At 70.3% G+C, this 24,987-nt stretch carries 19 protein-coding genes and 3 pseudogenes; 11 read left to right on the top strand and 11 right to left on the bottom strand.

The features are described from left to right. Positions 1 to 520 precede the first annotated feature (520 nt). Together OG332_RS00005 and OG332_RS00010 are read left to right on the top strand one after the other, a co-directional pair. Positions 521 to 1,150: a hypothetical protein gene (locus OG332_RS00005; protein ID WP_327411455.1), complete on the top strand. Its 630-nt coding sequence runs from the start codon at positions 521 to 523 to the stop codon at positions 1,148 to 1,150. Positions 1,151 to 1,186: 36 nt separating this feature from the next. Further along, a complete protein-coding gene (locus tag OG332_RS00010; protein ID WP_327411456.1) occupies positions 1,187 to 3,856 on the top strand; it encodes a DEAD/DEAH box helicase in 2,670 nt (889 codons plus the stop codon). A gap of 53 nt (positions 3,857 to 3,909) precedes the next feature. Here the strand turns inward: OG332_RS00010 and OG332_RS00015 are convergent, their stop codons facing one another. Then, on the bottom strand, positions 3,910 to 4,251 hold the full coding sequence (locus OG332_RS00015; RefSeq protein ID WP_327411457.1) for a hypothetical protein: 342 nt from the start codon (positions 4,249 to 4,251) through the stop codon (positions 3,910 to 3,912). Positions 4,252 to 4,353: 102 nt separating this feature from the next. Here OG332_RS00015 and OG332_RS47730 point away from each other — a divergent pair. Together OG332_RS47730 and OG332_RS00020 are read left to right on the top strand one after the other, a co-directional pair. After that, positions 4,354 to 4,575, top strand: a pseudogene (locus OG332_RS47730) (transposase); the annotation flags it as partial. 82 nt (positions 4,576 to 4,657) lie between these two features. After that, a complete protein-coding gene (locus tag OG332_RS00020; RefSeq protein ID WP_327411458.1) occupies positions 4,658 to 5,554 on the top strand; it encodes an IS3 family transposase in 897 nt (298 codons plus the stop codon). Between the two features lie 50 nt (positions 5,555 to 5,604). On the opposite strand, the gene OG332_RS00025 is transcribed toward OG332_RS00020, so the two are convergent. The 3 genes and pseudogenes from OG332_RS00025 to OG332_RS00035 form a co-directional block, all read right to left on the bottom strand. Further along, a complete protein-coding gene (locus OG332_RS00025) occupies positions 5,605 to 7,014 on the bottom strand; it encodes an IS4 family transposase (protein ID WP_327411459.1) in 1,410 nt (469 codons plus the stop codon). A 67-nt stretch (positions 7,015 to 7,081) separates the two neighbouring features. Then, complete coding sequence (gene istA / locus OG332_RS00030; RefSeq protein WP_442816081.1) at positions 7,082 to 7,897, bottom strand: IS21 family transposase; 816 nt, start codon at positions 7,895 to 7,897, stop codon at positions 7,082 to 7,084. A 1,056-nt stretch (positions 7,898 to 8,953) separates the two neighbouring features. Continuing rightward, positions 8,954 to 10,581 (bottom strand): annotated as a pseudogene (locus tag OG332_RS00035) (IS4 family transposase). A gap of 244 nt (positions 10,582 to 10,825) precedes the next feature. Here OG332_RS00035 and OG332_RS00040 point away from each other — a divergent pair. Then, positions 10,826 to 11,250: pseudogene (locus tag OG332_RS00040) on the top strand (LysR family transcriptional regulator); the annotation flags it as partial. A 229-nt stretch (positions 11,251 to 11,479) separates the two neighbouring features. On the opposite strand, the gene OG332_RS00045 reads toward OG332_RS00040, so the two are convergent. The 3 genes from OG332_RS00045 to OG332_RS00055 are packed head-to-tail and all read right to left on the bottom strand — an operon-like array spanning position 11,480 to position 14,979. Beyond that, the gene (locus OG332_RS00045) at positions 11,480 to 13,045 is read right to left on the bottom strand and encodes an FAD-dependent oxidoreductase (RefSeq protein ID WP_327411461.1); all 1,566 of its coding nucleotides are present in this window, start codon (positions 13,043 to 13,045) and stop codon (positions 11,480 to 11,482) included. Then, positions 13,042 to 13,761 (bottom strand): class I SAM-dependent methyltransferase, encoded by a 720-nt coding sequence (locus OG332_RS00050; protein ID WP_327411462.1) that lies wholly within the window; start codon positions 13,759 to 13,761, stop codon positions 13,042 to 13,044. The genes OG332_RS00045 and OG332_RS00050 overlap by 4 nt, the downstream gene beginning before the upstream one ends. 36 nt (positions 13,762 to 13,797) lie before the next feature. After that, positions 13,798 to 14,979 (bottom strand): lycopene cyclase family protein, encoded by a 1,182-nt coding sequence (locus tag OG332_RS00055; RefSeq protein WP_327411463.1) that lies wholly within the window; start codon positions 14,977 to 14,979, stop codon positions 13,798 to 13,800. Between the two features lie 235 nt (positions 14,980 to 15,214). Between OG332_RS00055 and OG332_RS00060 the strand changes: the two genes are divergently transcribed. From OG332_RS00060 to OG332_RS00075, 4 genes are read left to right on the top strand one after another with little or no spacing between them, the layout of a single operon-like run. Next, the gene (locus OG332_RS00060) at positions 15,215 to 16,543 is read left to right on the top strand and encodes a polyprenyl synthetase family protein (protein WP_327411464.1); all 1,329 of its coding nucleotides are present in this window, start codon (positions 15,215 to 15,217) and stop codon (positions 16,541 to 16,543) included. Then, the gene (locus OG332_RS00065; RefSeq protein ID WP_327411465.1) at positions 16,540 to 18,060 is read left to right on the top strand and encodes a phytoene desaturase; all 1,521 of its coding nucleotides are present in this window, start codon (positions 16,540 to 16,542) and stop codon (positions 18,058 to 18,060) included. Before OG332_RS00060 ends, OG332_RS00065 begins: the two co-directional genes overlap by 4 nt. Continuing rightward, positions 18,057 to 19,067 carry a phytoene/squalene synthase family protein gene (locus OG332_RS00070; RefSeq protein WP_327411466.1) on the top strand — a complete coding sequence of 337 codons (1,011 nt, stop codon included), beginning with the start codon at positions 18,057 to 18,059 and terminating at the stop codon, positions 19,065 to 19,067. Before OG332_RS00065 ends, OG332_RS00070 begins: the two co-directional genes overlap by 4 nt. Then, entirely contained in the window at positions 19,064 to 20,074 is a 1,011-nt protein-coding gene (locus OG332_RS00075; protein WP_327411467.1) for a DUF5914 domain-containing protein, read from the top strand. Before OG332_RS00070 ends, OG332_RS00075 begins: the two co-directional genes overlap by 4 nt. 196 nt (positions 20,075 to 20,270) lie before the next feature. On the opposite strand, the gene OG332_RS00080 is transcribed toward OG332_RS00075, so the two are convergent. Both OG332_RS00080 and OG332_RS00085 read right to left on the bottom strand, forming a co-directional pair. After that, entirely contained in the window at positions 20,271 to 20,702 is a 432-nt protein-coding gene (locus tag OG332_RS00080; RefSeq protein WP_327411468.1) for a hypothetical protein, read from the bottom strand. A gap of 126 nt (positions 20,703 to 20,828) precedes the next feature. After that, entirely contained in the window at positions 20,829 to 21,317 is a 489-nt protein-coding gene (locus OG332_RS00085) for a VOC family protein (RefSeq protein WP_327411469.1), read from the bottom strand. 203 nt (positions 21,318 to 21,520) lie between these two features. On the opposite strand from OG332_RS00085, the gene OG332_RS00090 reads away from it, so the two are divergent. Continuing rightward, positions 21,521 to 22,237 (top strand): adenylate kinase, encoded by a 717-nt coding sequence (locus OG332_RS00090; RefSeq protein WP_327411470.1) that lies wholly within the window; start codon positions 21,521 to 21,523, stop codon positions 22,235 to 22,237. Here the strand turns inward: OG332_RS00090 and OG332_RS00095 are convergent. Beyond that, positions 22,194 to 22,772: a hypothetical protein gene (locus tag OG332_RS00095; protein WP_327411471.1), complete on the bottom strand. Its 579-nt coding sequence runs from the start codon at positions 22,770 to 22,772 to the stop codon at positions 22,194 to 22,196. The genes OG332_RS00090 and OG332_RS00095 overlap by 44 nt on opposite strands. Positions 22,773 to 22,873: 101 nt before the next feature. On the opposite strand from OG332_RS00095, the gene OG332_RS00100 reads away from it, so the two are divergent. After that, entirely contained in the window at positions 22,874 to 24,052 is a 1,179-nt protein-coding gene (locus tag OG332_RS00100; protein WP_327411472.1) for a CapA family protein, read from the top strand. A gap of 52 nt (positions 24,053 to 24,104) precedes the next feature. Here the strand turns inward: OG332_RS00100 and OG332_RS00105 are convergent, their stop codons facing one another. After that, positions 24,105 to 24,329 carry a hypothetical protein gene (locus tag OG332_RS00105; RefSeq protein ID WP_327411473.1) on the bottom strand — a complete coding sequence of 75 codons (225 nt, stop codon included), beginning with the start codon at positions 24,327 to 24,329 and terminating at the stop codon, positions 24,105 to 24,107. Positions 24,330 to 24,987: the final 658 nt, after the last annotated feature.

The following is a 24,987-nucleotide window of genomic DNA, read 5'->3' on the forward strand; positions in this document are numbered from 1 at the left end:
CATCGCTGCGCGATGTGCAAGCGGGGGCGGTCGCTGCGCTCCCGCTGGCCCTTCGCGATGCGAAGGGCCGTTCCCTGCGCTGCGCTTCGGGAACGAGTGGGGCCGGCCGCTGCGCGCCCGGTAGGCCGCGCGATGCGCGGCCGGGTCGATCAGGGTCTGACAGTGCAACTAGTGGCGGCTCTTGTTGTGGAGTTGAAGAGGGAGTGAGGGAGGACTGCGTCCTCCTGGGCGGGTCCGCTGCGCTCCCCCGCCCAACGGTTCTTCCGGCTGCGCCTCCAGAACCGTTGGGGCCCACTGCGTGGGCCTGGCTGGCTACGAGGGGTGGGGGTCGCTCGTTCGTGTTGGGTACTAGTGTAGCGGGTGCATCGGGTTGATGCACCATGTACCGTTGGCGGAAACACGAGACACCCCCCAACCGCCTGGAACCCTCCCTCATTTTCGAGAGGAACGGCCGCAGATGACCACGCACCACGAATCTACCGGACTAGATCCAGCGCTGATCAGCGATTCTGTGCGCCGGGTGAGTCAGTATCAGACGGCGGGCACCAACGCCCGGTTGAAGCTGTTCGCGCTCTTGGCCGCTCAGGGCGTACCCGCAGCTGAGGCGGACGACCTGGAGGCCGGAGCCGTCGCCGGGGCGCAGAGCGAGGTCGTGGAGCTGGACGGGATGGCGCCGGCCTCTCAGGGCGGACTGTTCGCGGACGGCTGGGACGAGGGCGTGGCAACGGTGAGCGAGGCCCTGGTGGGCATCGCGGACCGGGACTGGGCGCGGCGGTCTGGCCGGTCAGCCGGAGCTGCTGAGCTGGCCGTACATCTCGCGGACGCACGTCGGCGGGAACGGGCCAACGTGGTGCGGCTGGAAGCGTTCGTGCGAGAGAGGGTGCTGCCGCGCACACAGCCGAACACCACGGCGCGGCGCCGGGCGCTGGGAGCGCTGGGTGACGTCGGCGGTCTGTGCACGGCCCAGACGGTGGAGATGTCCAGCGGTGACGTCATCTTCTGCACCCTCGAGGCCGGGCACTACGACCCGCAGGACCTGCCGAGGTTCAAGTGCGGGAAGTCGGACGGGACGCCCGGCGGCTGGCATCTCGCGGGCTCGTCGATCTGGAGTGACGCCGGTGCGGCCAATACCTCGCACGCGGCCGTCTAAAAGACCACTGGAATTAGGCATCGGGGAGGCAAGGAAATGTCAGCGATTCAGCTCAAGGAACACCAGGTCGACCAGAAGTCGGCGTTCCGGAAGTGGGTGGGATTCCCTGCAAGGTCATCTGTGCCCCCGCGGGGGGCCCGGGGAACGATCGTGTCCGCGACCGGGTCCGGCAAGACGATCACGGCAGCCGCGAGCGCGCTGGAGTGCTTCCGGGGCGGCCGGATCCTGGTCACCGTCCCCACCTTGGACCTGCTCGCTCAGACCGCCCAGGCGTGGCGGCTGGTGGGCCACCGGGCCCCGATGATCGCCGTCTGCTCCCTGGAGAACGACCCGGTCCTCAACGAACTGGGGGTGCGCACCACCACGAACCCGATCCAGCTCGCCCTGTGGGCCGCGTCCGGGCCCGTCGTCGTGTTCGCCACGTACGCCTCCCTGGTGGACCGCGAGGACATCGACGTACCGGAGGGCCAGCGGAAGGTTCGCGGGCCGCTGGAGGCCGCCCTGGCAGGCGGGGAGCGGCTGTACGGGCAGCGGATGGCGGGCTTCGACCTCGCCATCGTCGATGAGGCGCATGGCACGGCCGGTGATCTCGGGCGGCCGTGGGCCGCGATCCACGACAACGCGCGGATCCCGGCGGACTTCCGGCTCTACCTGACCGCGACACCACGCATCTTGGCCGCGGCCCGGCCGCAGAAGGGCGCCGGCGGCCAGGAGGCGGAGATCGCGAGCATGGCCGACGACCCGGACGGCACCTACGGCGCGTGGCTGGCCGAGCTCGGGCTGTCCGAGGCGATCGAGCGGGGCATCCTCGCGGGGTTCGAGATCGACGTCCTGGAGATCCGCGACCCCTCCCCCGTCCTCGAGGAGTCGGAGGAAGCGCGGCGGGGCCGGCGCCTGGCGCTGTTGCAGACCGCGCTCCTGGAGCACGCCGCGGCGTACAACCTGCGTACGGTCATGACGTTCCACCAGAAGGTGGAGGAGGCGGCCGCGTTCGCCGAGAAGTTGCCCCAGACGGCGGCCGAGCTGTACGCCACCGACGCCTGCGACGCCGATCTGGCGGCTGCGGAGAAGCTGCCGAAGTCGTCGATCGAGGCGGAGTTCTACGAGCTGGAGAGCGGCCGCCACGTCCCGCCGGACCGGGTGTGGTCGGCGTGGCTGTGCGGGGACCACCTCGTGACCGAGCGGCGCGAGGTCCTGCGGCAGTTCGCCAACGGCATCGACGCGAACAACCGGCGCGTGCACCGGGCGTTCCTCGCCTCCGTGCGCGTCCTCGGCGAGGGCGTCGACATCACCGGCGAGCGCGGGGTGGAGGCGATCTGCTTCGCCGACACCCGCGGCTCCCAGGTCGAGATCGTGCAGAACATCGGCCGCGCGCTCCGGCTCAACCGCGACGGCAGCACCAAGGTCGCCCGCATCATGGTTCCCGTGTTCCTGGAGCCGGGCGAGGACCCGACCGACATGGTCGCCTCCGCGAGCTTCAAGCCTCTTGTAGCGGTCCTCCAGGGCCTCCGCAGTCATGATGACCGTCTGGTCGAGCAGCTCGCCTCCCGCGCCCTCACCAGCGGCCAGCGCAAGGTCCACCTACGCCGCGACGAGGACGGGCGGATCGTCGGAGCCGGCAGCGAAAGCGAGGACCAGGAGCAGGACGGCACCGACGCCGCCGCGGAGTCGGCCCTGCTCCACTTCTCCAGCCCGCGCGACGCCGCCACGATCGCCGCGTTCCTGCGCACCCGGGTCTACCGGCCGGACAGCCTGGTGTGGCTGGAGGGCTACCAGGCCCTCCTCCGGTGGCGCTCGGAGAACGGGATCACCGGCTTGTACGCCGTCCCGTACGACACCGAGACCGAGGTCGGCGTCACCAAGACGTTCCCGCTCGGCCGGTGGGTCCACCAGCAGCGGAAGGCCCTGCGCGCCGACGAGCTGGAGGAGCGGCGCAAGGTCCTGCTGGACGCGCCGGAGGCCGGGATGGTGTGGGAGCCCGGCGAAGAGGCGTGGGAGGCCAAGCTCGCCGCCTTGCGGTCCTACCGCCGGGCCACAGGGCACCTTGCGCCCCGGCAGGACGCGACGTGGGGCGAGGACGACGAGATGGTGCCCGTTGGACAGCACATGGCCAACCTCCGCCGCAAGGGCGCCAAGAACGGCCTCGGGAAGGACGAGGACACCGCGACGACCCGGGCGGCGCAGCTCTCCGAGATCGACGAGGACTGGGACTGCCCGTGGCCGCTGGACTGGCAACGGCACCACCGCGTCCTGGCGGACCTGGTCGACGCCGACGGCGTCCTGCCCCACATCGCGCCGGGCGTCGTCTTCGACGGCGACGACGTCGGCAAGTGGCTCCGGCAGCAGAAGCAACCTGTCACCTGGGCGCAGCTCCTGCCCGAACAGCAGGCCCGGTTGACCGCGCTGGGCATCACGGCTCCTGAGGTCCCGTCTCCCGCGCCCGCGGCGGCGCGTACGGCGAAGGGTCCGAGCAAAGCACAGCAGGCGTTCCAGCGGGGCCTGGCGGCCCTCGCGCAGTGGGTGGAGCGGGAAGGCACGGACCGGCCGGTGCCCCGCGCGCACGGCGAGGAGATCGCGGTCAAGGGCGAGGCGGAACCAGTGATCGTGAAGCTCGGCGTGTGGGTCTCCAACACCAAGACCCGGCGCGACAAGCTCACCCAGGAACAGCTGGACGCCCTGCGGGAGCTGGGCGTGGAGTGGGCGTGACCGCTCCCTGAGCCGGACCGGTATCCAAGGCCCCGGGCATCATGCCCGGGCCTTCACCCAAGGCCCGCAGAGACGAACACGGCCTGGACGATCGCCCCCGGCAACGTCTGCCACGCCACTTCCTTCACCTTCTCCAGGGCCTGACGCACCTTCCCCGGTTCCGGGCTGCTCTCGGCCAGCTCTCCCTCGAGTACAGCGACGCTCTCCGTAACCCGAGCACGAGCGGTCTCAGTGATATCGGCGGTGCTCGCGGCGGCAAGCAGATCACGGGCGAACTTCGCCAGCTGGTTTGGGTCGTAGCCGAAGGTGTTGTTCTGGGTGTTGTTGTCACCGAACTGATTGCCGTTGCCGAAGACGTTGAACTGGTTTCGGGCACCAGCTTGCTGGTCGTTCACGAACTTCCTCACGTTGACAGGGACGGTGGAGCCACTGAAGCTTCCCCTTGATCGTGGACACCTGGAGACTGGGATCTGAGGTTCCAGAGGAAGTAGTGCCAGGTGGGAAGCAAGTACACGAAGCGGTACTCGGACGAGTACAAGCGGGACGCGATCGAGCTCGTGCGGTCGTCGGGCCGGACGGTGACCGAGGTCGCCCGGGAACTCGGGATCAGCTCGGAGTCCCTGCGGGGCTGGGTGAAGAAGGCCCGGGCCGCCCAGGACAACGGATCGGGACCCGGCGCCGTGCGGGCCGCCGACGACCGGGACGAGGAACTGAAGCGGCTGCGGAAGCTGACCGTAGAGCAGGCGAAGACGATCGAGATCCTGAAAAAGCGACCTCCTTCTTCGCGAAGGAGAGCGACCGGTGAGCACGATATGCCGGTTCATCCACGCGGAGAAGGCGAACTACACGATCGTGCTGCTGTGCACGGTGATGAAGACCGCCCGGTCCACGTACTACGCGTGGGTGGCCGGAGCCGAGGCCCGCGAAGCCAGGCGACGGGCGGATGAGACCCTGGCACACGAGATCACGGTGATCTACATCGCCTCCCGGCGGAACTACGGCGTCCCGCGCGTCACCGCCGAACTGCGCCGGCAGGGCCGGGTGGTCAACCGTAAGCGGGTGGCACGGGTCATGCGGGAGAACGGCATCGCCGGGAACAGCCGGCGCACCGGACGCCGCGGCCTGACCAAGGCCGACACCAAGGCCGCCCCGTCGCCGGACCTGATCGGCCGGGACTTCACCGCCATCCGTCCCGGAACGAAAATCGTCGGGGACATCACCTACATCCCCACCGCCGAGGGCTGGCTCTACCTCGCCTCGTGGCTGGACCTGGCCACGCGCGAGGTGATCGGGTACTCGATGGCCGACCACCACCGCGCCGACCTCGTCGTCGACGCGCTGGACATGGCAGCCGCGCTGGGCCGCCTGGAACCCGGCTGTGTGATCCACAGTGACCGCGGATCGGAATACACCTCCGGTCAACTCCGCACAAAAATCAGCAAGTTGGGGCACCGGCAAAGTATGGGCCGGACCGGGAGCTGCTTCGATAACGCCGCCGCGGAGAGCTTCTGGGCCGTCCTGAAAGAAGAGATCGGCACCCGCTTCTGGCCCGACCGGGCCACCGCCCGCGCCGACATCTTCGACTTCATCGAGACCTTCTACAACAGACGCCGCCTACGCAAGCACATCCACTGGGGCTACCTCACACCCCACGAAACCCGCCTGCGATACCGGCAAGACCAGGCCCTCGCAGCGTAACAACACCGTGTCCAAGATCACGGGGAAACTTCAACGCCAACACCGTTGCTTTAGCGCCGTGAGCGGCTGTTGAGGCCGTGCTCGAAGAACGTGATAGTGGTCTGGATGCTGTAGTTCTGGCTGGTCACGGGCTGTTGTCCGGCGTTCGGGCCGTACTTGCTGGTGGGGTTCTTGCGGGTGCGGGCTTTGATGCGTTGCCTGTGTTGGGACGGCAGCGGGGCTTCGAGGACGGCCTGACCGATCACGCCGACTCGGTCGACAGGGCCGAGTGGGGGCAGGATTCCGGTCGCGCTGATGACGGTGTCACCGGCGGTGCGGATCAGGACGGTGAAGCTGATCCGGCTCATGGTGAGGTCGGGGCGGGTCTCGATGCCGTCGGCGGCGGCGCGGAGGAGGGCCTGGTAGGTCGTGAGCAGGGCGTAGACCTCCTGGTCGAGGCCGGGCTGGGTGCGCGAGCGCAGGACGCGGCCCTCCAGGATGGTCGCCTTGATCGAGAAGTAGGTGGTTTCCACCTGCCACCTGCGGTGATAGAGCTCGGCCACTTCATCGGCGGGGTAGCGGACGGGGTCGAGGAGGCTGGTGAGCAGGCGCCACTGCTCGTGGCGGACAGTGCCGTCGTCCAGGCGGACTGTGAGGTGGGCCTCGATGACGCGGACGGTGATCAGGACGGGAATGACGCCGTAGCCGATCCGGGCCAGGTAGGAGCCGTCGGCCAGGTGCTCGGCGGGGGTGGGGATGCGTCGGGCGGAAGAGCGGATCAGGAATCGTGCCCCGCTGCCCTGGATGTCACGGAGGAATTCCACCGCATCGAAGCCGGCGTCGGCCAGCAGGAGCATCGTGTCGTCAAGAGCGCCCAACAGGCGGTTCGCGTAGGTGAGTTCACCGTCACTCTCGGGTCCGAAGGTGGCGGCGAGCAGGGCGCGGGTGCCACACTCGACCAGGACGACGAGCCGCAGCAGCGGGTAGCCGAACTCCAGCGTGTCACCGGCCCGTTTCGGGTACTTCCAGGTGAGCGTCTTCTCGTCCGGGACATGGAGGAGAGTGCCGTCGACGGCCACGCACCGCAGGCCCCGCCAGAACGTGCCCGACTGCCCGCGGACAGCGAGGGGCCCGGCCAGGATCTCGAACAGCCGCCGTAGCGGGGCGGCCCCTATCCGCCGCCTCGCCCGCGACAGCGAGGAAGCCGCCGGGACGGCCAGGGCCAGACTCGTCAGCGAGGCGGTCAGTTTGCCCCACACCGCCCGGTAGGAGCAGTTCTCGAACAGTGCGAGCGCGAGGACGAAGTACACCACCACCCGCGAGGGCAGCAGCCGCAGTCGCCGCTCGACCGTGCCGGTCTCCTCAAGCACCGCGTCCACCAGTTCGAAGTCCACCGTCTGCGTCAGCTCACCCAGCTGCCCCGGCGCGAACACACCCCCAGCGACCTCGATCGTGCGCGTGATGACAGACTTCTCCCGCAACGGGACTCCTGGACTCGACGATCACCTTGCTTCAGCACAAGTTGATCTACCAGGAGTCCCGTTCCTGCTACTCATGCGGGGGTTGCCAACGACTCAAGATCCCTAACGCAACGGTGTTGACTTCAACGCGGCCCTTCCCCGTCGGCCGGTAGGCGGCCAAGACGTCGATGTCGAAGTCGTAGTGCCCGGCGAACGCCACGGCCTCCGGATGCAACGGGACCGCCTCGCCCGGGGCGACGTGACGGCGCACGACAGTCTTGGTCCGGTCGTAGACGATCACCCCGGGCGCCCCGCCGAAGTGCGCGAACGCCCGCCGGTGGCACTCGAAGAACGATGCCAGATTCTGGCTGGTGGTGAAGCAGCAGAACGGATCTCGGGAGTAGGACAAGGTCATGTGGAAGGAGTAGACCTTCGGGATGCCGACATGGGCCAGGATGTTGCCCTCGTCGCCCCAGTCGACCTGGGCCTGGGCGCCGGGCACCACCTCGAAGCGGCGGTGCAACTTCGCCAGCTCGCGCGGGGTATATCCCAACTCCTCGGCGATGCGGGGTCGGGCCTGCTGCACGTACATCTTGACGCGCTGGTAGTGGTGCGGGAAGGCATACTGCTCGACCAGACGCTCATGGATGACCGCGGCCTTCAGCAGCACCTCAGCCCGTAGCCACGCATCAATCACATGCGCCCACGGCTTGATCACCTGGTTGCCGAGATCCGAGCGCGGCGCCGGAGCCGGCGGAACCGGAGGACCGTCGCTCTCCAGATACTTCTTGACCGTACGCCAGTTCAGACCGGTCTCCCGAGCGATCTCCGAGATGCTCGCGCCCGCCTCATGCAGAGCCCGGAAACGCCGCAGCTCCAGCCACCGCCCCGGTTCCAGCAACATCCGACAGGCCCTCCTCGACGCTTCACAAGATCAGCGTCAGGCTCCTCTCATCGAGCCGGGCCCCACCCCGACACGCCGAGTCACCTCTGTAGATCAACCCGTACGCACCTCTGCATCAGAGCCCGTACGCCGACAGCTGGCATGCGAAGGGCGGCCCCGCCCTCCCGCCACGTGGCTGAACCCGGCCAAGTCGGAGAGGCGGCCGGGGTCCTCTCGCTCTGGTCGCCCTGCAGGCCCCTGGCCTCGTCCTGTCGTCGGCGGCTGCGCGCCCCGACCTCGCGCTGCGATCCAGGGCGCGTCTTGAACTGCCGGAGACCGTCGGCAGCCCGCATTCACGGGCGGGCTGCTGCTGAGTCTCACGGTGGCCGAATCATGGTTCTGGATCGCTGCCGTCGGCTTCGCGCTCATGGCCGCCGTCTACACCGTGACGGGTGTTCGCCGGCTCCGCACACGCCGCAGCCCCGCTTCCTGATCCGTACGAGCAGGCCGTAAAGCCGCCGCCGCGGCGGCGCGTGCCGCGGCTGCCTTCTCGATCAGAGGTTGAGCTCGGCCGTCAGACGCTCGACGGCACCGGGCCACGCCGAGGCCCTTGCGCGTGAGCGCGCGGGTGATCCTGGGGGCCCCATACGTGCCGCCCGACCGGTGTGGACCTTCTCGATCAGGAGCTGCTCGTCGCGGAGTCGGCGGGCCGACTCCGGCCTGCTCTTGCGGGCGAAGTACGTCGACGGCGACAGTTCGAGAACCCGGCATACGGGGTCGACCCGGAGAACTTCTCCACAACAGGTGGTCGATCACCTGCTCGGCCTCGTCCGGGGACGGTCGATCTCCGGGGCGAAAACACCGAGGCGGCTTTGAGGATCCCGTTCGACCGCTTCAACTCGGCGTTCTGCTTGCGTTCGCCGTGTTCGGCCGAGAGTGAGCCGATCGTCACGCCCGCCGCGGCCTTGTGGTGGATGCCCAAGTCCTTCGCGACGTGCGCAATAGGGCGGCCGGTGGTGCGGACCTCGCGGATCGTGCGCTCGCGAAGTTCGTCAGGGTATTTCCAAGACCACGGAGTTATGGCTTGTCCGGCGCTGTCAACAGGGGCGGGGACAGGGGCTTGTGGAGGTTGGGGTGGTCCACTCGGGGTCGAGGGTGTAGAGGCCCCGGCCGGTGCGGCGGAGGATTCCTTCGCGGACCCAGCGTCCCAGTTCTGCGCGTAGTCCTTGGGGATCCTCCAGTCCGATACCGCGGGCGATTTCACATGCGCGCCAGGTGCGGTGGGGATCGGTTCGCAGGAGTTGCAGTGTGCGGTCGCGGCGTCCGTCGGGGCCTGGGCCAGCGGAGGGGTTCACGGTGACACTGATGCTGGTGATCCTGGATGCGCCCAGGACTTGTGCCTGGTGGGGCGGGGCGGCGTAGCGGGAGATCGGGCATTTGACGCGGCGTGGGTTGACGCGGGCCCGGCGGGGTGGGAGCAGATCGTGCAGCAGGGCCGGTGTGATTCGTCCCGGTCCGGTGTCGGGCAGTACGTCGGCTGCGGCGATGAGCTGGTCTTTTGCGGTCTCCAGGGCGACGGTGAAGGAGGCGCGGTCCGGGTCGGTGCCGGGGAGGGTCTCGACGGCCTCGGCCATCGCGCGGCGCAGTGCCTGGTAGACGGTCAGGTGAGCCCAGAGTTCTTGTTGGATCCCGGTCGCGTCCTGGGATCGCAGCACCAGGCCGTGCTGCAGGGTGTGCCGAAGCGAGTAGAACGCGGACTCGATCTCCCATCGCTCGTGGTAGAGCTCCACCAGCTCTGCGGCGGGGTAGCGACGGTGATCGGTCAGCGTGGTGGCCAGTCGGTAGTGGCCTTCCAGCCTCAGCCCTTTGGCGGTCGTCACCGCGATGTGCGCATCGATGATCCTCAGCCGGGTCCCGTTGATCCTGGTCAGGAATGACCCGTCCGGCAGTAGTGCCCAGCGTGCGGGTGTCCGGGTTCCCTTGAGGCGTACCAGCAGCTGGGCGCCGGTGGCCGCGGCCTTCGCGAGGAAGTCGTCGGAGTCGAAGCCCCGGTCGTTGAGCAGCAGCATCCTGTTGTCCAGCAGTGGTAGCAGCTGCTCGGCGTAGCCGGTCTCCTTCTCGGGCGTCGGTCCGAAGACCGCACCGAGCAGGGCCCGGGTTCCGGTCTCGCACAGCACCATGATCTTCAGCATCGGATATCCGTCCGTGCCGTAACGATGCTTGTGTTTGCCCAGCCAGGCGCAGACTCGCGGCCGGTCAGGGGCCTTGGTGGAGCTGCAGCCGTCGAAGGCGACTGTGCGCCAGCACCTGTATCGCACCCCTGGTGTGATCGGCTGTGCCACGGGACCGGCCAGTGTCTCGAAGAGCAGCCGCAGCGGCGCGGCGCCCAGCCGCCGGCGCACCTCTCGCAGCGCCTTCTCCGACGGACGCGGTGGAAGGAGCCCGCGCAGGCCGCAGGTGAGTTTGTCCCACACCCGCATGTAGCCCAGCTGCGGGAAGAGAACCAGTGCCAGCACGAAGTAGACACCCACCCTCGACGGCAGCAGCCTCAGCCTCCGCTGGGTTCCGCCAGTACGTTCCAGCACGTCATCGACCAGTTCAAAGGGCAGGTGCCGGGTCAGCTCGCCCAGATGCCCCGGAGCGAAGACCCCGTCGGCGACGGTGATGGACGACGTGAGCGTGACGGTGGAACACTGAACGGGCAACGGGGCTCCTTCAGGCGGGAAGACCTTGGTCGGCTTCCTCGCTCTACCAGGAGTCCCGTTGCCCTGACCGGCACTTCTCCCAAATACCTCGCCCCTGTTGACAGCGGCCGACAAGCCATAACTCCGTGGTCTTGGGATACTTCCTCGGCGCAGGCATCGTCTGGGCTCCTCTCATGAGACCCATCTGACCCTCTGTCACCCATCCCCGCATCTCGGGGGAAGCTCAAGCCGGCGTTGACCAAACAGATCACTGGAAACCCTGCTCGGGCTGACGCTGTTCACCCGGTCCCGCGCAGGCATGGCACTCACCGGCCCGGGCCGCACCCTGGCGGCGCGGATCCCTGTGCTCCTGTCCGACTGGGATCAGGTCCTGCGCGACACGAAGACCGCGGCCAGCCGGGCGGCCCGCGTGCTGCGGATCGGCTACCTCGCCAGCGCAGCCAACGAGACCACCCCGGGCATCATCACGGCGTTCGGCCGCTGTCGGCCGGGGTGGCGGGCCGAGATGCGGCAGGCGTCGTGGTCGGATCCGACCGCCGGACTCGCCGACGCGGATGTCGACGTCGCCCTCCTGCGGCTGCCCTTCCCCTGCCAGGACGCCCTGCGCGTGGAGGTGCTGTTCACCGAGCCCGCTGGGTCGCCCTGCCCGCCTCCCACCCGCTCGCCGCGTGCGAGCGGATGGGCGATCGCCTCCTGCCAGTGCTGCCGCTCCCCCACCAGGCCCACGCTTCGCTGCCCGCGGTACCGCTTCCGCTGAGGGCCAAGAGCGGAGGCAGCTGGGTCACGCCCCATGCCACTGCTGAGGTCCGTGCTGATGGCTCAGTGGCCCCGTGTGCAGTCCGGCGGCGGCGCAGCCCGTCTGCCGCCAGGGCTGCATCTGCGGGCGTGACGGGAAGAATTACACAGCTCGGTGTCCCGCCCAGGCGGCCGCCTTCCGCAGTACCGGGACGCGACCGCGGTCCGGCACCGTCCACAGGGTCTGCCCGTGCAGGCCCCAGCGTTCGAGCAGGGCGTTCGCGGCCTGGAAGCCGGTCGTGGCTGCCCGTTCCATCAGCGCGACGGGGAGGTCGGTACGCACGACGTCGCCGGCGACGACGAGCCCGGGGTCGGTGGTTCGGACGGTGGGGCGGTCGGTGTAGCCGCCCACGGGGAACAGCGGGCAGTCCTCACGCCATTCGTGGCGGGCGTCGACAACCTTGGCGGCGCGGGTTTCCGGGTACACGCGGCGGAGCTGCTGGAGGAGTTGCTGCTCTTGGAGGGTCTGCGGAACGCGCCGGTCGACGGCGTAGGCGTGGAGTTCCACGACGGATCCTCCAGTGCGTGCCGCCCAGTGGGCGGCCTCGTCTTCCCAGCGGTTCAGCACGCTGATGTTGTCGAGGCCGCCGAAGCCGCTGGTTCCCAGGAAGCCGGGTCGGTCGGGGGCGACGGGTCGATCGAGCCAGAGTCGGGTGACGAGGAAGGGCGGAGCCGAGCGCAGGTGCGCCACGCGCTCCCGCCAGGCTCGGTCGCCCAGCCGGTCCGAACGGGCGACCAGGGACCGCAGGCCCGTGGCGTCCAGGGCGAGGACCACGGCGTCGTACGGTCGCGTTGCGCCGTCCGCGGTCGCCTCGAACGTGCCGTCGGGGACGGCTTCGATGTGCTCGACGGGGCTTCCGGTGTGTACCTCGGCGCCGTGCCGCCCAAGATATTCGGCCAGGGGGGCCCACAGCGCGGCCGGGTAGGGCGAGCGGGGCACGTCGAACAGCAGGCCTTCGGCGGAGCCCAGGAAGTAGATGTGGAACATGAGCGCCATCTCGGCTGCGGACAGCTGCCGCGGGTCGGCGAAGAAGCTCCGGGAGAAGACTTCGAAGGCCAGGTGTCGGGCCTGTTGCGGAAAGCCGATGGCCTCCAGGAAGTCGTAGGCACTGGTGTCGTCGAGCTGGTGGTACACCTCAGGCACGCGGACGTCGAGCAGCGGCAGGGCCGGGGCCGGATTCATGGCGCACAGGTCCCGCAGGCGGAAGGTGGGGCTGAGGGCGACGAAGCTCAGTGCGCTCCACGGCGGAGTGCGCGGCACGTGCCGGAAGCTGTCGCAGAGGCCGTCCGCGTGCAGCAGCGGGTAATCGGGGAGTCCGGTGAGGTTGGCCAGGGCGGGGTCGGTTCGGCGCAGCAGGCCCCGCAGGTTGTAGTACTGCCGGAAGAAGGCGTGGAAGCCGCGGCTCATCGTCACGGTGCTGCCGTCGCGCAGGCGGGTCGGCCATCCGCCCGCCCGGCCGCCGAGGTAGGGTTCGCGCTCGTACAGCGTCACCTTCACGCCCCGTTCGGCGAGCGCGGTGGCGGCGGCGAGGCCTGCGATCCCGCCGCCGATCACGGCTGCCGTGTGGCGGCCCTGTGCGTGGCGGGCTCCTGGACGGGCGGGCAGGATGCGTGCCCGTCGGTCTCTGCCTCGGCGCGCCGCGGTCCGCTGGTGCGTGGGTGCTGTCATCGGGGGCCTTCCGGGCGGGCGGCGACGAAGGTGTGGGTGATGCCTGTCTGCCAGCCCGGCAAGGGCAGGGCGCGGACCTTGTGGAAGCCGGCTTCGCGGATGCGGGTGGCGAACCGGTCGGTTGGGTCGAAGTGGACGACGCTGCGCCACAGGTGGCGGTAGAGGGGTCCGTCCCCCAGCAGGGTGGCGGCGGGCTGGACGATGCCGCGGCACACCAGCGTCCACACGGCACGGTCGGTGCGCCGGCCGCTGAGGCTGTATTCGTGCGCGGCGAGCCGGCCGCCCGGTCGCAGCACGCTGCGCACGGTGTTGAGGACGGCGTCGGGATCGGTGAGGTTGCGGAAGAGGTAGGCGGCGAATACGGCGTCGAACGGTCCGTGGACGCCCGCGTCCTTCAGGTGCTCGGCCGGTGCATGGATGAAGCGCACGCCGTCCGCCCACGGTTTGGCGGCGGCTTTCGCCAGCATGCCGGCGGATGCGTCGACGGCCGTGATGTGTGCGGCCGGGAGGACGGACCGGATCGCTGCCGTCGAGGCGCCGGTGCCGCAGCCGAGGTCCAGGACCCGCATCCCCTCTCCCTGTGCGGGAAGGCCGAGGCGGCGCACCGAGCGCCGCAGATGCGCGTGGTAGCCGGGGTTCGCGGCGACCAGGGCGTCGTAGGTGCGGGAGGCGTGGTCGAACGCGGCGGCGAGGTCCTCGTCGCGCAGCAGGGTCATGCGGTCTCCAGAGGCTGGTGGTGGCCCGGTCAAGGGTCAGAGGAAGGGACGGCGCGGCAGGCGGGGCAGCTCGACGACGGTGCGCAGCATGGGGCCGACCGGGGCGTGACGGCCGACGGACAGGTCCTCGAGCAGGTTCGTGCGCCCATCGAGGAAGCGCAGGAGCCGGGCTGGCGGGACACGGGCGAAGAGTCGGCAGAACAGGTCCGGGCCGTCGACCCGGCCGCTGTCCAGGGCCCGCAGCAGGACCGCGTCCATGGTGCGGGCCCGCACGGAGTGGGCGGCCGGGGGCACCGGATCGCGGCCTTGTCGCAGCGCGGCGGCGACCGCCCGGGTCTGGCGCTGAAGTCCGGCGAAGGTGTATCCGGTGGACGGGCGGGTCGCGCCGCCGGCGGCACCGATCCGGAACACCGATGCACCGATGCGTTGCGGGATGGGGGCGTCTGTCATGGGGATCAGGCCGGTCTCGGTGGCGAGGATCTCCAGTTCGCCGAGGGCCAGGACGTCTGCGGCATAGTGCCGTAGCGCCGCCTCGTAGCCGCTGTCCGTCAGTACGTGGGGGGAGAACTCGGTGTACTCGACGAGTGCTTCGTGCGGGCCGGTGGGCAGGACGTAGCCGAAGGAGAGACCGTCAGCGGGCTGTGGTGTGCGGAAGTCCATCAGTTCCGCGGTCCCGGGGTCGAAGGTGGGCCGGGTGGTCCGGACGAACCAGCCGCGGAAGTGCTGCAGCAAGGTGGTGCGGGCGGCCGGGAGGCTTCCCAGAGGACGTGAGTCGAACACCCAGCGGGCCCTGAGGGCGTCGCGGCTGCCGTCGGGCCGGGTCATCAGCACCCGGGTGCCGGACGGGGTCTCCTCCACGGCGTCCACGGTCGCTTCCAGGCGCCGGACGTTGGGGCTGTGCGCCAGGTCCTGCGCGACCAGCGACTCGAAGTCGTGGGAGCGGATCATCTTGTACCGCAGCGGTGCGATGTTCACGTCGATCGGGGCGCCGGCGGGTGGCCGTACCCGCAGGTGGCGCCATTGTGATCGCACCGCGGCGTCGAAGCGGCCGCGGCCGGACTCCCAGAAGCACCAGGTGCGCGGGGCTGGACGCAGCGGACCGGGCGGGGCGTCGACGAGGATGACGGACGGGGCCGGGGCACCGTGTTCGTTCAGCCGGTGGGCCAGGGACAAGCCTGCGGCGCCTGCTCCGATGAGCGCCACGTCCGCCTTCGGCACAGCTGCTACCTCCATTCCCGGGTCGGCGTTCACGCGCTGGGGTTTCCCGCCGCGGCGTGGAATCGGATGTGGTCTCGTGCCGAGGTCACCTGGTCAGGTGCATCCGCACGATGGCATTCCCGCGCATTCGGGTATCCGCTCCGAACCGCATCCGTATCACGGGAAGGGACCAAAGAAGCATGCGTCGAGCGATCGACACCACGACCGGTCGAAGACCACGATGAGAGGAACCGGGATGCGCCGCACCCAGGCGAAGGACAAGTCCGCGGCCGCACCGCCGCCCGTCCCCCGCCTGGTGGCCCTCTCGGGGTCCGCTCAGCGGCGCCGTCGGGCCGGCCGGGCGGCCGTCGACGCCGTGGACGGCGCGCATGCCCGGGACGGCGCCACGTTGGCGGTAGACTCCGCGGCCGTGGATGCGGACGTGCGATCCGCGATCGGGGACGCGCTGGAGCAGGTGCTCGCCGACCGGCTCACCCGGGCCGGTGTGCTGGACGCTGAGTTCGCCGGGGAACTGGCCGAGCGCGTCGCGCGCTTCACCCGGGAGGGTGGCAAGCGCACCCGCTCGCAGTTCGTCTGGTGGTCGATGCGCGCCTGCGGCGGGGGTGATGAGCCGACGGCCTCGGCCGCCTTGCGCATCGGCGCGGCGCTCGAACTGCTCCAGACCTGTGCCTTGGTCCACGACGACGTGATGGACGGTTCGGCTCTTCGGCGCGGCCGTCCGGCGCTCCACACCGAGGTGCGGGACAGCTACAGCAGTGCGGCATCGCCGGCCCGCGCCGCCCGTTTCGGCGAGGCGGTCGCGGTCCTGGCCGGGGACCTGGCCCTCGTATGGGCGGACGACATTGTGGCGGAGACAGCCCTCGACCCATGGACGGCGACCGCCGTGCGTGAGGTCTGGAGCGATATGCGTACCGAGATGGTGGCAGGTCAGTTCCTCGACCTCCAGGGCCAGCTGACCGGGTCGCGCTCCACGGCGCAGGCGCTGCGCGCCGCCCGCCTCAAGAGCGCCTTGTACTCGGTCGAGCGGCCTTTGGCGCTGGGTGCTGCGGTGGCGGGCGCGGACTGCCGGACCATGCGGGCGCTGTGCTCGGCGGGGCGCTGCGTGGGCATGGCCTTCCAGTTGCGCGACGACCTCGAGGACGTCTTCGGCGATCCGCGGCACACCGGCAAGGGCTGCGGAGGGGACATCCGCGAAGGAAAGCCGACCTATCTGGCCGCGCTGGCGGTCGCGCGCGCCGAGGCCGCCGCCGACCGGCCGGCCCTGGAGGTGCTGGAAAGAGCCCTCGGGAACGAGGACCTTTCACGCGAAGGCCTCGACGAGGTGCGGGAGGTGCTGGTTCGGACGGGCGCCCGGGCGGCGGTCGGGGCGAAGATCGAGCGCCTGGCGGCCCGGGGAATGCGTCACTTCGACGGCGCCCTGCTTGACGCGGACGCCGCGGGCCGACTGCGTGGGCTACTGATCGCGCAGGTGACTTCTCGAGCCGCGGACGACCCGCCCGCCCGCTCACGTTCCGCGTCCGCTGCCACCACGGCCGGTTCTGGCGCACCAGGGGCCGGGCGATGACCCGTACCGTGAGCGGCCGCACGGACCACGTGGTGATCGTGGGGGCGGGTCTGGCCGGCCTGTCGGCGGCTCTGCACCTGCTGGGCGCAGGGCGCCGGGTCACCGTGGTCGAACGGGACGCGCTGGCCGGCGGGCGGGCAGGGCGCCTCCTGCGGGGCGGATACCGGATCGACACCGGCCCGACCGTGTTGACCATGCCCGACCTCGCCGATGAAGCCTTCGCGGCGGTCGGCGACAGCCTGGACCGGCGGGTGGAGCTGATCCCGCTGCACCCGGCCTACCGGGCGTCGTTCGCCGACGGCAGCACCCTGGACGTGCACACCGAAGGCGAGGCGATGGCTGCAGCGGTCGAGCGGTTCGCCGGGGCCGGTGAGGCGGCGGGCTACCGGCGGCTGCGCGCCTGGCTGGAGCAGCTCTACCGGGTACAGATGCGCCGCTTCATCGACGCGAACTTCGACTCGCCGCTGGACCTGCTGACCGGTGACCTCGCCCGGCTGGCGGCGCTCGGCGGCTTCGGGCGCCTGGACCGGCGCATCGCCGGATTCCTGAAGGACGAGCGGCTGCAACGGGTCTTCTCCTTCCAAGCCCTGTACGCGGGTGTGCCGCCGGCCCGGGCACTCGCCGCCTACGCGGTCATCGCCTACATGGACACGGTGGCCGGGGTGTACTTCCCGCGCGGCGGCATGCACGCTCTGCCGCAGGCCATGGCGGACGCAGCCGCCGACGCGGGCGCCGAGCTGCGGTTCGGTGAGCCGGTGACCGGCCTGGAGCGCTCCGGCGGACGGATCACCGCCGTTGTCACCGCGAAGGACCGCATCCCCTGCGACGCGGTCGTCCTCACCCCGGACCTGCCCGGCAGCTACCGGCTCCTCGGCCACCGGCCGCGCAGGCCGGTGAAGCTGCGGCACTCCCCCTCCGCCGTCGTGCTGCACGCGGGCACGGACCGCACCTGGCCGCAACTGGCCCACCACACGATCTCGTTCGGTGCCGCCTGGCGGAGCACGTTCGACGAGCTCACCCGGCAGGGAAGGCTGATGAGTGATCCGTCCCTCCTCATCACACGGCCGACGGCCACCGACCCCACTCTCGCCCCACCGGGTCGGCATCTGCACTACATCCTCGCCCCCTGCCCCAACACCGAGATCGGCCCCGCAGGGGCTGCCTGGGGCGAGCTCGGCCCCCGCTACCGGGACAACCTGCTGCGCGAGCTGGAACGGCGCGGCCTCGGCGGCATCGAGGCCGCCATCGAGAACGAATGCCTCGTCACCCCAGCCGACTGGGCCGGCCAGGGGCATGCGGCGGGCACCCCCTTCTCCGCCGCCCACACCTTCCTGCAGACAGGGCCGTTCCGGCCGCGCAACCTGATCCGCGGTACGGCGAACGCCGTCCTGGCCGGCTGCGGCACCACCCCCGGCGTGGGCGTTCCCACCGCGCTGGTGTCGGGGAAGCTGGCGGCGGCCCGGATCACGGGCGGCACCCGGCGCGCCTCCTCGCGCTCCACAGGGGCAACCCGATGACGCGACGCGAACTCGACGCGGCCGGCATCACCGACCCGGCGCTGCGGGCGGCGTACCGCCGCTGCCGCGACCTGAATGCGGCGCACGGGAAGACGTACTTCCTGGCCACCCGGCTCCTCCCCGTTGAACGCAGGCCCGCCGTGCACGCGCTGTACGGGTTCGCCAGGTGGGCCGACGACATCGTCGACTCGAACGTTCCCGGCACGGACGACGGTCTGCGTCGTGCCCGGCTGGCGGCACTGCAGCGGCGGCTGGACAAGGGGCTGCACCAGGGGGAGGGCGGCGAACCGGTGGTGGCGGCCCTGGCCGATACCGCTCGCCGGTACGCCATTGATCACCGCCTTTTCCAGGACTTCATGACCGCGATGCGGTCCGACCTGGTGGTGACGGCGTACCCCACCTATGCCGACCTGTGCGGCTACATGCACGGCTCGGCGGCCGTGATCGGCCTGCAGATGCTGCCGGTGCTGGGCACGGTGGTGCCGCAGGAGGAGGCCGAGCCGCACGCGGCAGCCCTCGGGGTCGCTTTCCAGCTCACCAACTTCCTGCGGGACGTCGGCGAGGACCTCGACCGTGGGCGCGTGTATCTGCCGGAAGACCTGCTGGCCGGGCACGGCGTCGAGCGGGAGCTGCTGCACTGGTGCCGGTGCACGGGCCGCCAGGACCGCCGCGTGCTGGCCGCCCTGCGGGAGTTCGAGGCGCTCACCCGCGGCGTCTACCGACAGGCGCAACTTGGTCTCGCGATGCTCGATCCGGTGTCCCGGCCCTGCATCCGCACCGCGTACGCCTTGTACGGGAGCATCTTGGACGCCATCGCGCGCGACGGCTATGCCGTGCTGCACCAGCGGGCCGTGGTGTCGCGCCGCAGACGTGCCACGGTCGCGGCCGGTGCACTGGTTCAGGTGGCGGCGATCAGGCTGCGCCACTGCTTGCGCCCGGCGCCCACCACGTCACCCCCAGCGCCGCCCGCCGACCCGACCCGGCCGGTCCCCGAGGAGGTCGTATGAATCCCGAATGGTCGCCACGGCGTGGCCGTCTGCCCCTTTCACTGCGCCGCCGGCCCGTCCCGTGGGGTCGGCAGCAGCCCACCTGGCGCGACGCCAGGCCCAGCCTGATCACCGAAGCGCTGAAACGGGCGCAGGCCCGGCCGTCAGGGAACTGGTACGTCGTGGGGTCGTCCTCCGCGCTGGGCGACGACCGCCCCGTGGCCCGCACCGTAGCTGGCCATGAGGTCGTGCTCTGGCGCGACACCGACGGCCGGCTCCACGCCGGACCCGGTGTCTGCCCCCACCTCGGAGCGCCCTTGGCAGAGAGCCCGGTCCGGTGCGGAACGCTGGTGTGCCATTGGCACGGACTCGCCCTCGACGGCACCTCGTTCGCGGGCTGGGAGCCGTTGCCGGCCTTCGACGACGGGATCCTGTTGTGGGTGCGGCTCGACGAGGCTGGAGGGGAGGAGCCCCTGGATGCCCCCGTCGTACCGGTCCGGCCGGCTCTCACTCGCGGAGTGACCGCGGTGTACGAGGGCACAGGGCTTTGCGAACCCGAGGACGTCGTGGCCAATCGCCTGGATCCATGGCACGGGGCCTGGTTCCACCCGTACTCCTTCGTAGACCTCACGGTCGTCGGCCAGCCCGGCGGACACGACACCGGGGACCGCTTTACCGTCGATGTCTCCTTCAAAGTCGCCGGGCGACTGGTCGTACCGGTGCAGGCGGTCTTCAGTGCTCCTGAGCCACGCACCGTCGTCATGCACATCACCGAGGGGGAAGGTGTGGGCTCGGTGGTGGAGACACACGCGACCCCGCTCGGCCCAGACGGACGAGGTCGTCCGCGCACGGTGGTGACCGAGGCCGTGGTGGCCGCTTCTGACAGGCCGGGCTTCGCGTTCGCCCGCTGGGCCGCCCCGCTCCTCCGCCCGATGATGCGCACTGCGGCGGCCCGGCTGTGGCGGGACGACCTGGCCTATGCCGAGCGCCGCTGGCACCTGCGCTCCACAGGCCGGTTCCCGGGGTGAATCCGACGGGTGCAGCTGCTCACCCCAGGTCCGCTCGCAGTCGACGAGCCCGCGCGGTCCCACAGGAACACCTTCATTCCCGCCGAGGAGTCTTCCGGATGGGAAGGACCGGCTCACCCCCGAGCAGGCGAGGGACTGGGTCGCGAAGCTTCCCGACCTCGAAGGGCGTCACCGCTGCTGCAGGAAATCCGGCTGATCATCGAACCGGGCTCGCAGGAGATCCCGCCCACACCACGGTTCGACCCGCCGCCACGGTCACGCCGTACCTGTCGACGCTCGGCCGGCCGAACTCCTCCCACCGGCTGAATGCGGTGGTGATCTCGTCCCACAGCCGCCGGGGCCCTGCCTGGGCGACGGCGAAGTCGGCCGCGGTGCGGCCGTCGTAGTCAACGGTCGCCCAGGATCCGGTGGCGGGATCCCGGACCTGAAGGCGGGTGTGGGCGTGGTTGCCGCTTGCGTCCCAGGCGAACGAGGCACCGGGGACGGCCAGGCCGATGTGGAACTCGGCGTCGAGGCCGCCGCCCGCGACCGCCCATGGCGACAACCCCGTCGACGAGTGCGCGACTGCGCTCCCGTCGTCCTCGGACGCTGTCGTCGGCGGGTCGGGCTCGGCGTCGGGGCGTGCCATCTGCATGAAGGAGGCGAAGGGGTGGAAGCGTCCGTGCGCTTGGCCAGCTTCGGCGGCGGACTGGAGAATGCCCAGGTCAGCGGCTAAGTGCGAGTCATTTTCGACGCCGGACCCCTCATGGCGAGGTCAGGCTCCCTCGGGAGTGATCAGGCAGAAGGGGTGGCCGACGGGGTCCTCGTAGACGCGGTAACCGATCGGCTTGTCCGAACCATCCAGCAGCGTCGCACCGAGGGCGAGTACCTGGGCCTCAGCCGTATCGAGGTCCGTGACCATCACGTCGATGTGCATCTGCTGAGGACGCGCGGAATCCGTCCATCGAGGCGCGCGAAAGTCGTCTACCCGCTGGAAGAGGACCACCGGTGCGCCCGCCGCGTTCTGGAGCACGACGAAGTCGCCGGTGTCCGCCTGCCGTGAGAGCGACAGCAGCTTTTCGTAGAAACCGGCGAGTTCATCCGGGTCGGGGCAGTCGATGACAACGGTGTACAGGTGTCCGATCATCCGGCGCACTTTGCCACTGGCCCGCGAGCGGGCCAAACGGCAGGTGCCCAGCCCAAGGTTGCAGAACAAGCTAAGTACCTGTTCTGAACCCTGATCGGCCACCGGAACGGTGCTCATCGTTTCGGCCTGGACCTGGCTCTGTCCGAACGATCAGGGACCGAGACCGGAGGAGCATCAACCTCAACGCGGCGATGTCCCATGGTGTGGTTATCCCCACCGCCAGGGGGTGGCTTACCGGATGGGCAATGACATCAGTGCGCGGCGATCGTGTGTCCCAGAGACGACATGATGGCCACGCATGGCGAAGGGACACCTCATCGATGCGCGTCCTCCTGATCGGGCCGCCCGGAGCTGGCAAGGGCACGCAGGCGGTGCGCCTTGCCGCGCATCTGTCGATCCAGCACATCTCCACCGGTGACCTCTTCCGCGAGCACATCGACCAGGGCACCGAGCTCGGGCAGAGCGCCCGGACGCACATGCGCGCTGGCCTTCTGGCGCCGGACGAGGTCACAATCGGGGTGTTCAAAGAGCGCCTTGCCCGTCCGGACACCGAGCGCGGATTCCTGCTGGACGGCTTCCCCCGCAATCTTGCCCAGGCGGAGGCGCTGGACGGCATCCTGGCCGGCTCGAAGTCGAGGCTGGATGCCGTGCTGGACCTGGAGATTCCCGAGGCCCAGGTGGTCAGGCGGATTGCTGGACGACGGTTGTGCCGTCAGGACCGCGAACACGTCTTCCACGTCGACTACAGCCCGCCTGAGGTGGCGGGAGCCTGCGACGTCTGCGGCGGTGAGCTGTACCAGCGCGATGACGACCGCGAGACAACCGTTCGTAAGCGACTGGAGGTTTATCGCAGCGAGACGGCGCCGGTCGTCGACCACTACCAGGCTCAGGGCCTGGTGACCACGATCTCGGCCCTCGGCCAGGTCCAGGAGGTCCTGGACCGCGCGCTGGTCGCGATCGGCCAGGCCAGGTCGATGCCTCCGGCGCGTCGAGCTATTGACCCCTCCACTGGGAAGGTGCGGGGCTGCTGCCGATGATGGGCGCGGCCTCCTTGGCCTTGGCCACCAGCTCGCGCACCTTGGGGTCCTTGAAGAGGGCCTTGGCCGGGGGCTTGCGGGTCTTCTTGACAAGCACGTACGGCTTGGCTCCGGCCGGGTGCCAGGAGAAGGTGACGCCTTCCAGGGCGAGCTTTTGGGCGATGAGGTCTGCGGCGACGTCGCGGGCGAAGCCCAGGCGGGTGGGGAGGTCGATGCGTATCTCCGCGCCGTCGTCGGAGAAGTTCTTCGGGATGTGGAGGTAGCGGCGCGGGTCGGTCTGCCCCGCGATCCCCAGCGGCTGGGCGAGCGCCTCGTGCAGGGGGACGGCCCACTCGCGCATCAGCTCCCGGCGCTCGCGGGTCAGCAGCCTGTACGCGATGCCGCCGACCGTCAGGGCGGAGGCCGCGCCCGGCCCCGCGTACGCGACGCCGTGGCCGACCACCCCGCCCGCCGGATGTGACGCGTCGGTGCCGCGCAGGCCGGCCGGCCATGCCAGCGTCAGGCGCAGGCCTCCCGACCGGAACCGGTCGATCAAGCTTGATCTTCGCGTCCCACGCGCCGGGGGCTGCCCAGTGCGTCACGGGGGTCCGAACGGCGCACAGCCGCTGGAAGGGGGGCCGGGCCTACTGTGGAGGAGTGGGAGCGAGCGGCAGCCCTGCGAAGGACCGCGAGGTCACCGTCTGCCTCGCCGGCGACGTGATGCTCGGCCGGGGCATCGACCAGGTGCTGCCACACCCAGGCGACCCGCAGCTCGCCGAGCCGTGGGTGACGGACGCACGTGCGTACGTCGAGATGGCCGAGGCCGCGAACGGACCGGTACCACGGCCCACCGGCTACGACCGGCCGTGGGGCGACCTGCTGGAGGAACTTCGGGCTACCGGGCCGGACGCCTGGGTGCTGAACCTGGAGACCAGCGTGACCCAGGCGGACAGCTTCGCCCCCGGGAAGAGCGTCCACTACCGCATGAACCCGGCGAACCTGCCGTGCCTGACCGCCGCCCGGCCCGACGTGTGCGTCCTGGCCAACAACCACGTCCTCGACTTCGGCCGCGACGGGCTGGCCGAGACCCTCGGCAGCCTCCGCGCCGCCGGGCTGCGCACGGCCGGTGCGGGCGGCGATGCCGCCGAGGCGTGGCGGCCTGCACGGGTGGCACTGCAGCCTCCTTCGTCCCGCGGGGGGTCCGCGTCCCGTCACGGGCCGCGCCTCCTCGTGTTCTCGGTCGGACTCCCCTCGAGCGGCATCCCGCTCGACTGGGCGGCCACCCCGGACCGCAGTGGCATCGCCCTCGCCTCCGCACCCTCGCCGGCCGCCGCGGCCGACCTGGTCGCCCGTATACGGGGCGCCCGCCGGACCGGCGACCTGGTAGCCGTGTCGATCCACTGGGGTTCCAACTGGGGCTACCGGGTCCCGCCCGAGCACATCCGCTTCGCCCACGACCTCGTCGACGGCGGCGCCGACCTGGTCCACGGCCACTCCTCGCACCACCCCCGCCCTTTGGAGGTCTATCGCGGCCGGTTGATCCTCTACGGCTGCGGAGACCTGGTCGACGACTACGAAGGGATCACCGGTCACGAGCAGTACCGCGACGACCTCCGACTCCTCTACACGGCCTGCCTCGACAAGGACACGGGGGCGCTGCGAGGGCTGCGCCTGACCCCATTCCAGGCCCGCCGCCTGACGCTGCATCGAGCCCGCCTCCGCGACGCCCACTGGCTGCACGCCGCCCTCACCCAGCGCGGCGCCCCCTTCTCCGCGGCGCTCGCCGTCGGCGGCGACGGAGCGCTCACCCTCTCCTCGGGGAGACATGAGGTGTGACCTCAGTGACCTCAGTGACCTCAGACCCGCATCCCGCATCCCGCATCACGCATCACGCATCACGCGCAGCGACGGCCTCTCGGGTGCCACCGGACCAGCACGTCGCGGGTACTACGGGCCGTCCTTCGCGGGCTTCTGCTCCTCGGCCGGCGCCTTGAGTGCCTCGATCCGGCACAGCCTGGAGGTTGGCGAGCGTCGCCGAGCTCCTGTGCGGCTCGGCCTCCAGCTCGGCGATCCGCTTCGCGGTCAGCGCGGCCTTCGCATCGTTCTCGGGCACGTGGTCCTCCCCCTGTGCTGTCGCATCCGACAGGCAGCTGCATCAGCGTAGGGCTGCCTGCCGGGCCCACGGGGCCTGTCGTCCGAACCTGTGGAGGTATGGCCCGGCGGCCGGGACAGCGGATCCGGAAACGTACGCGGAGGGTGGCCGAGCGCGCTACACAGAGCGGCCCGGCGGTCGCCGTGCTACTGCGGGGCGCGGTCGGCGGCGAGGTCGTATGTCGCCCTACTGGCGGTGGCCATTCACGTACCCGCGGGCGGCCGCCTCGCCTCGTGCCGAGCGCGGTCAGGACCGTCTCCATCCGGATCCGGCCGACCTGCACCGCCAACGCCGCGTCCGCCCCCGACTTCGGCTATCAAGTATCTGAGGCTGGGGGTGAACGCCGCGTGCGTCTGCCAGGCAGGCTGTTCCCGGGTTGATCGGGGTCGAGGGGGAGTGGTGTCACGGAAGGTCTGGTTGTGGGCAGGTGCGGGATGGTTGGCTCTCGTGTTGTTATGTGGCGCATTCACTCTTTACCTGGATGAATCGGAGAATTCTGGTTCGAGGTCACCGCACTGGGAGCGGGCTCCCGTTCCGAGTGGCATGCCTTCGCGCTGTCCCGACCCAACCGCAGAGGCCAGGGACGTCCCACGCTCCTGTACTTACTGGGAACGCGGGT

Source organism: Streptomyces sp. NBC_01233 (genome assembly GCF_035989305.1).
Taxonomy (GTDB): domain Bacteria; phylum Actinomycetota; class Actinomycetes; order Streptomycetales; family Streptomycetaceae; genus Streptomyces.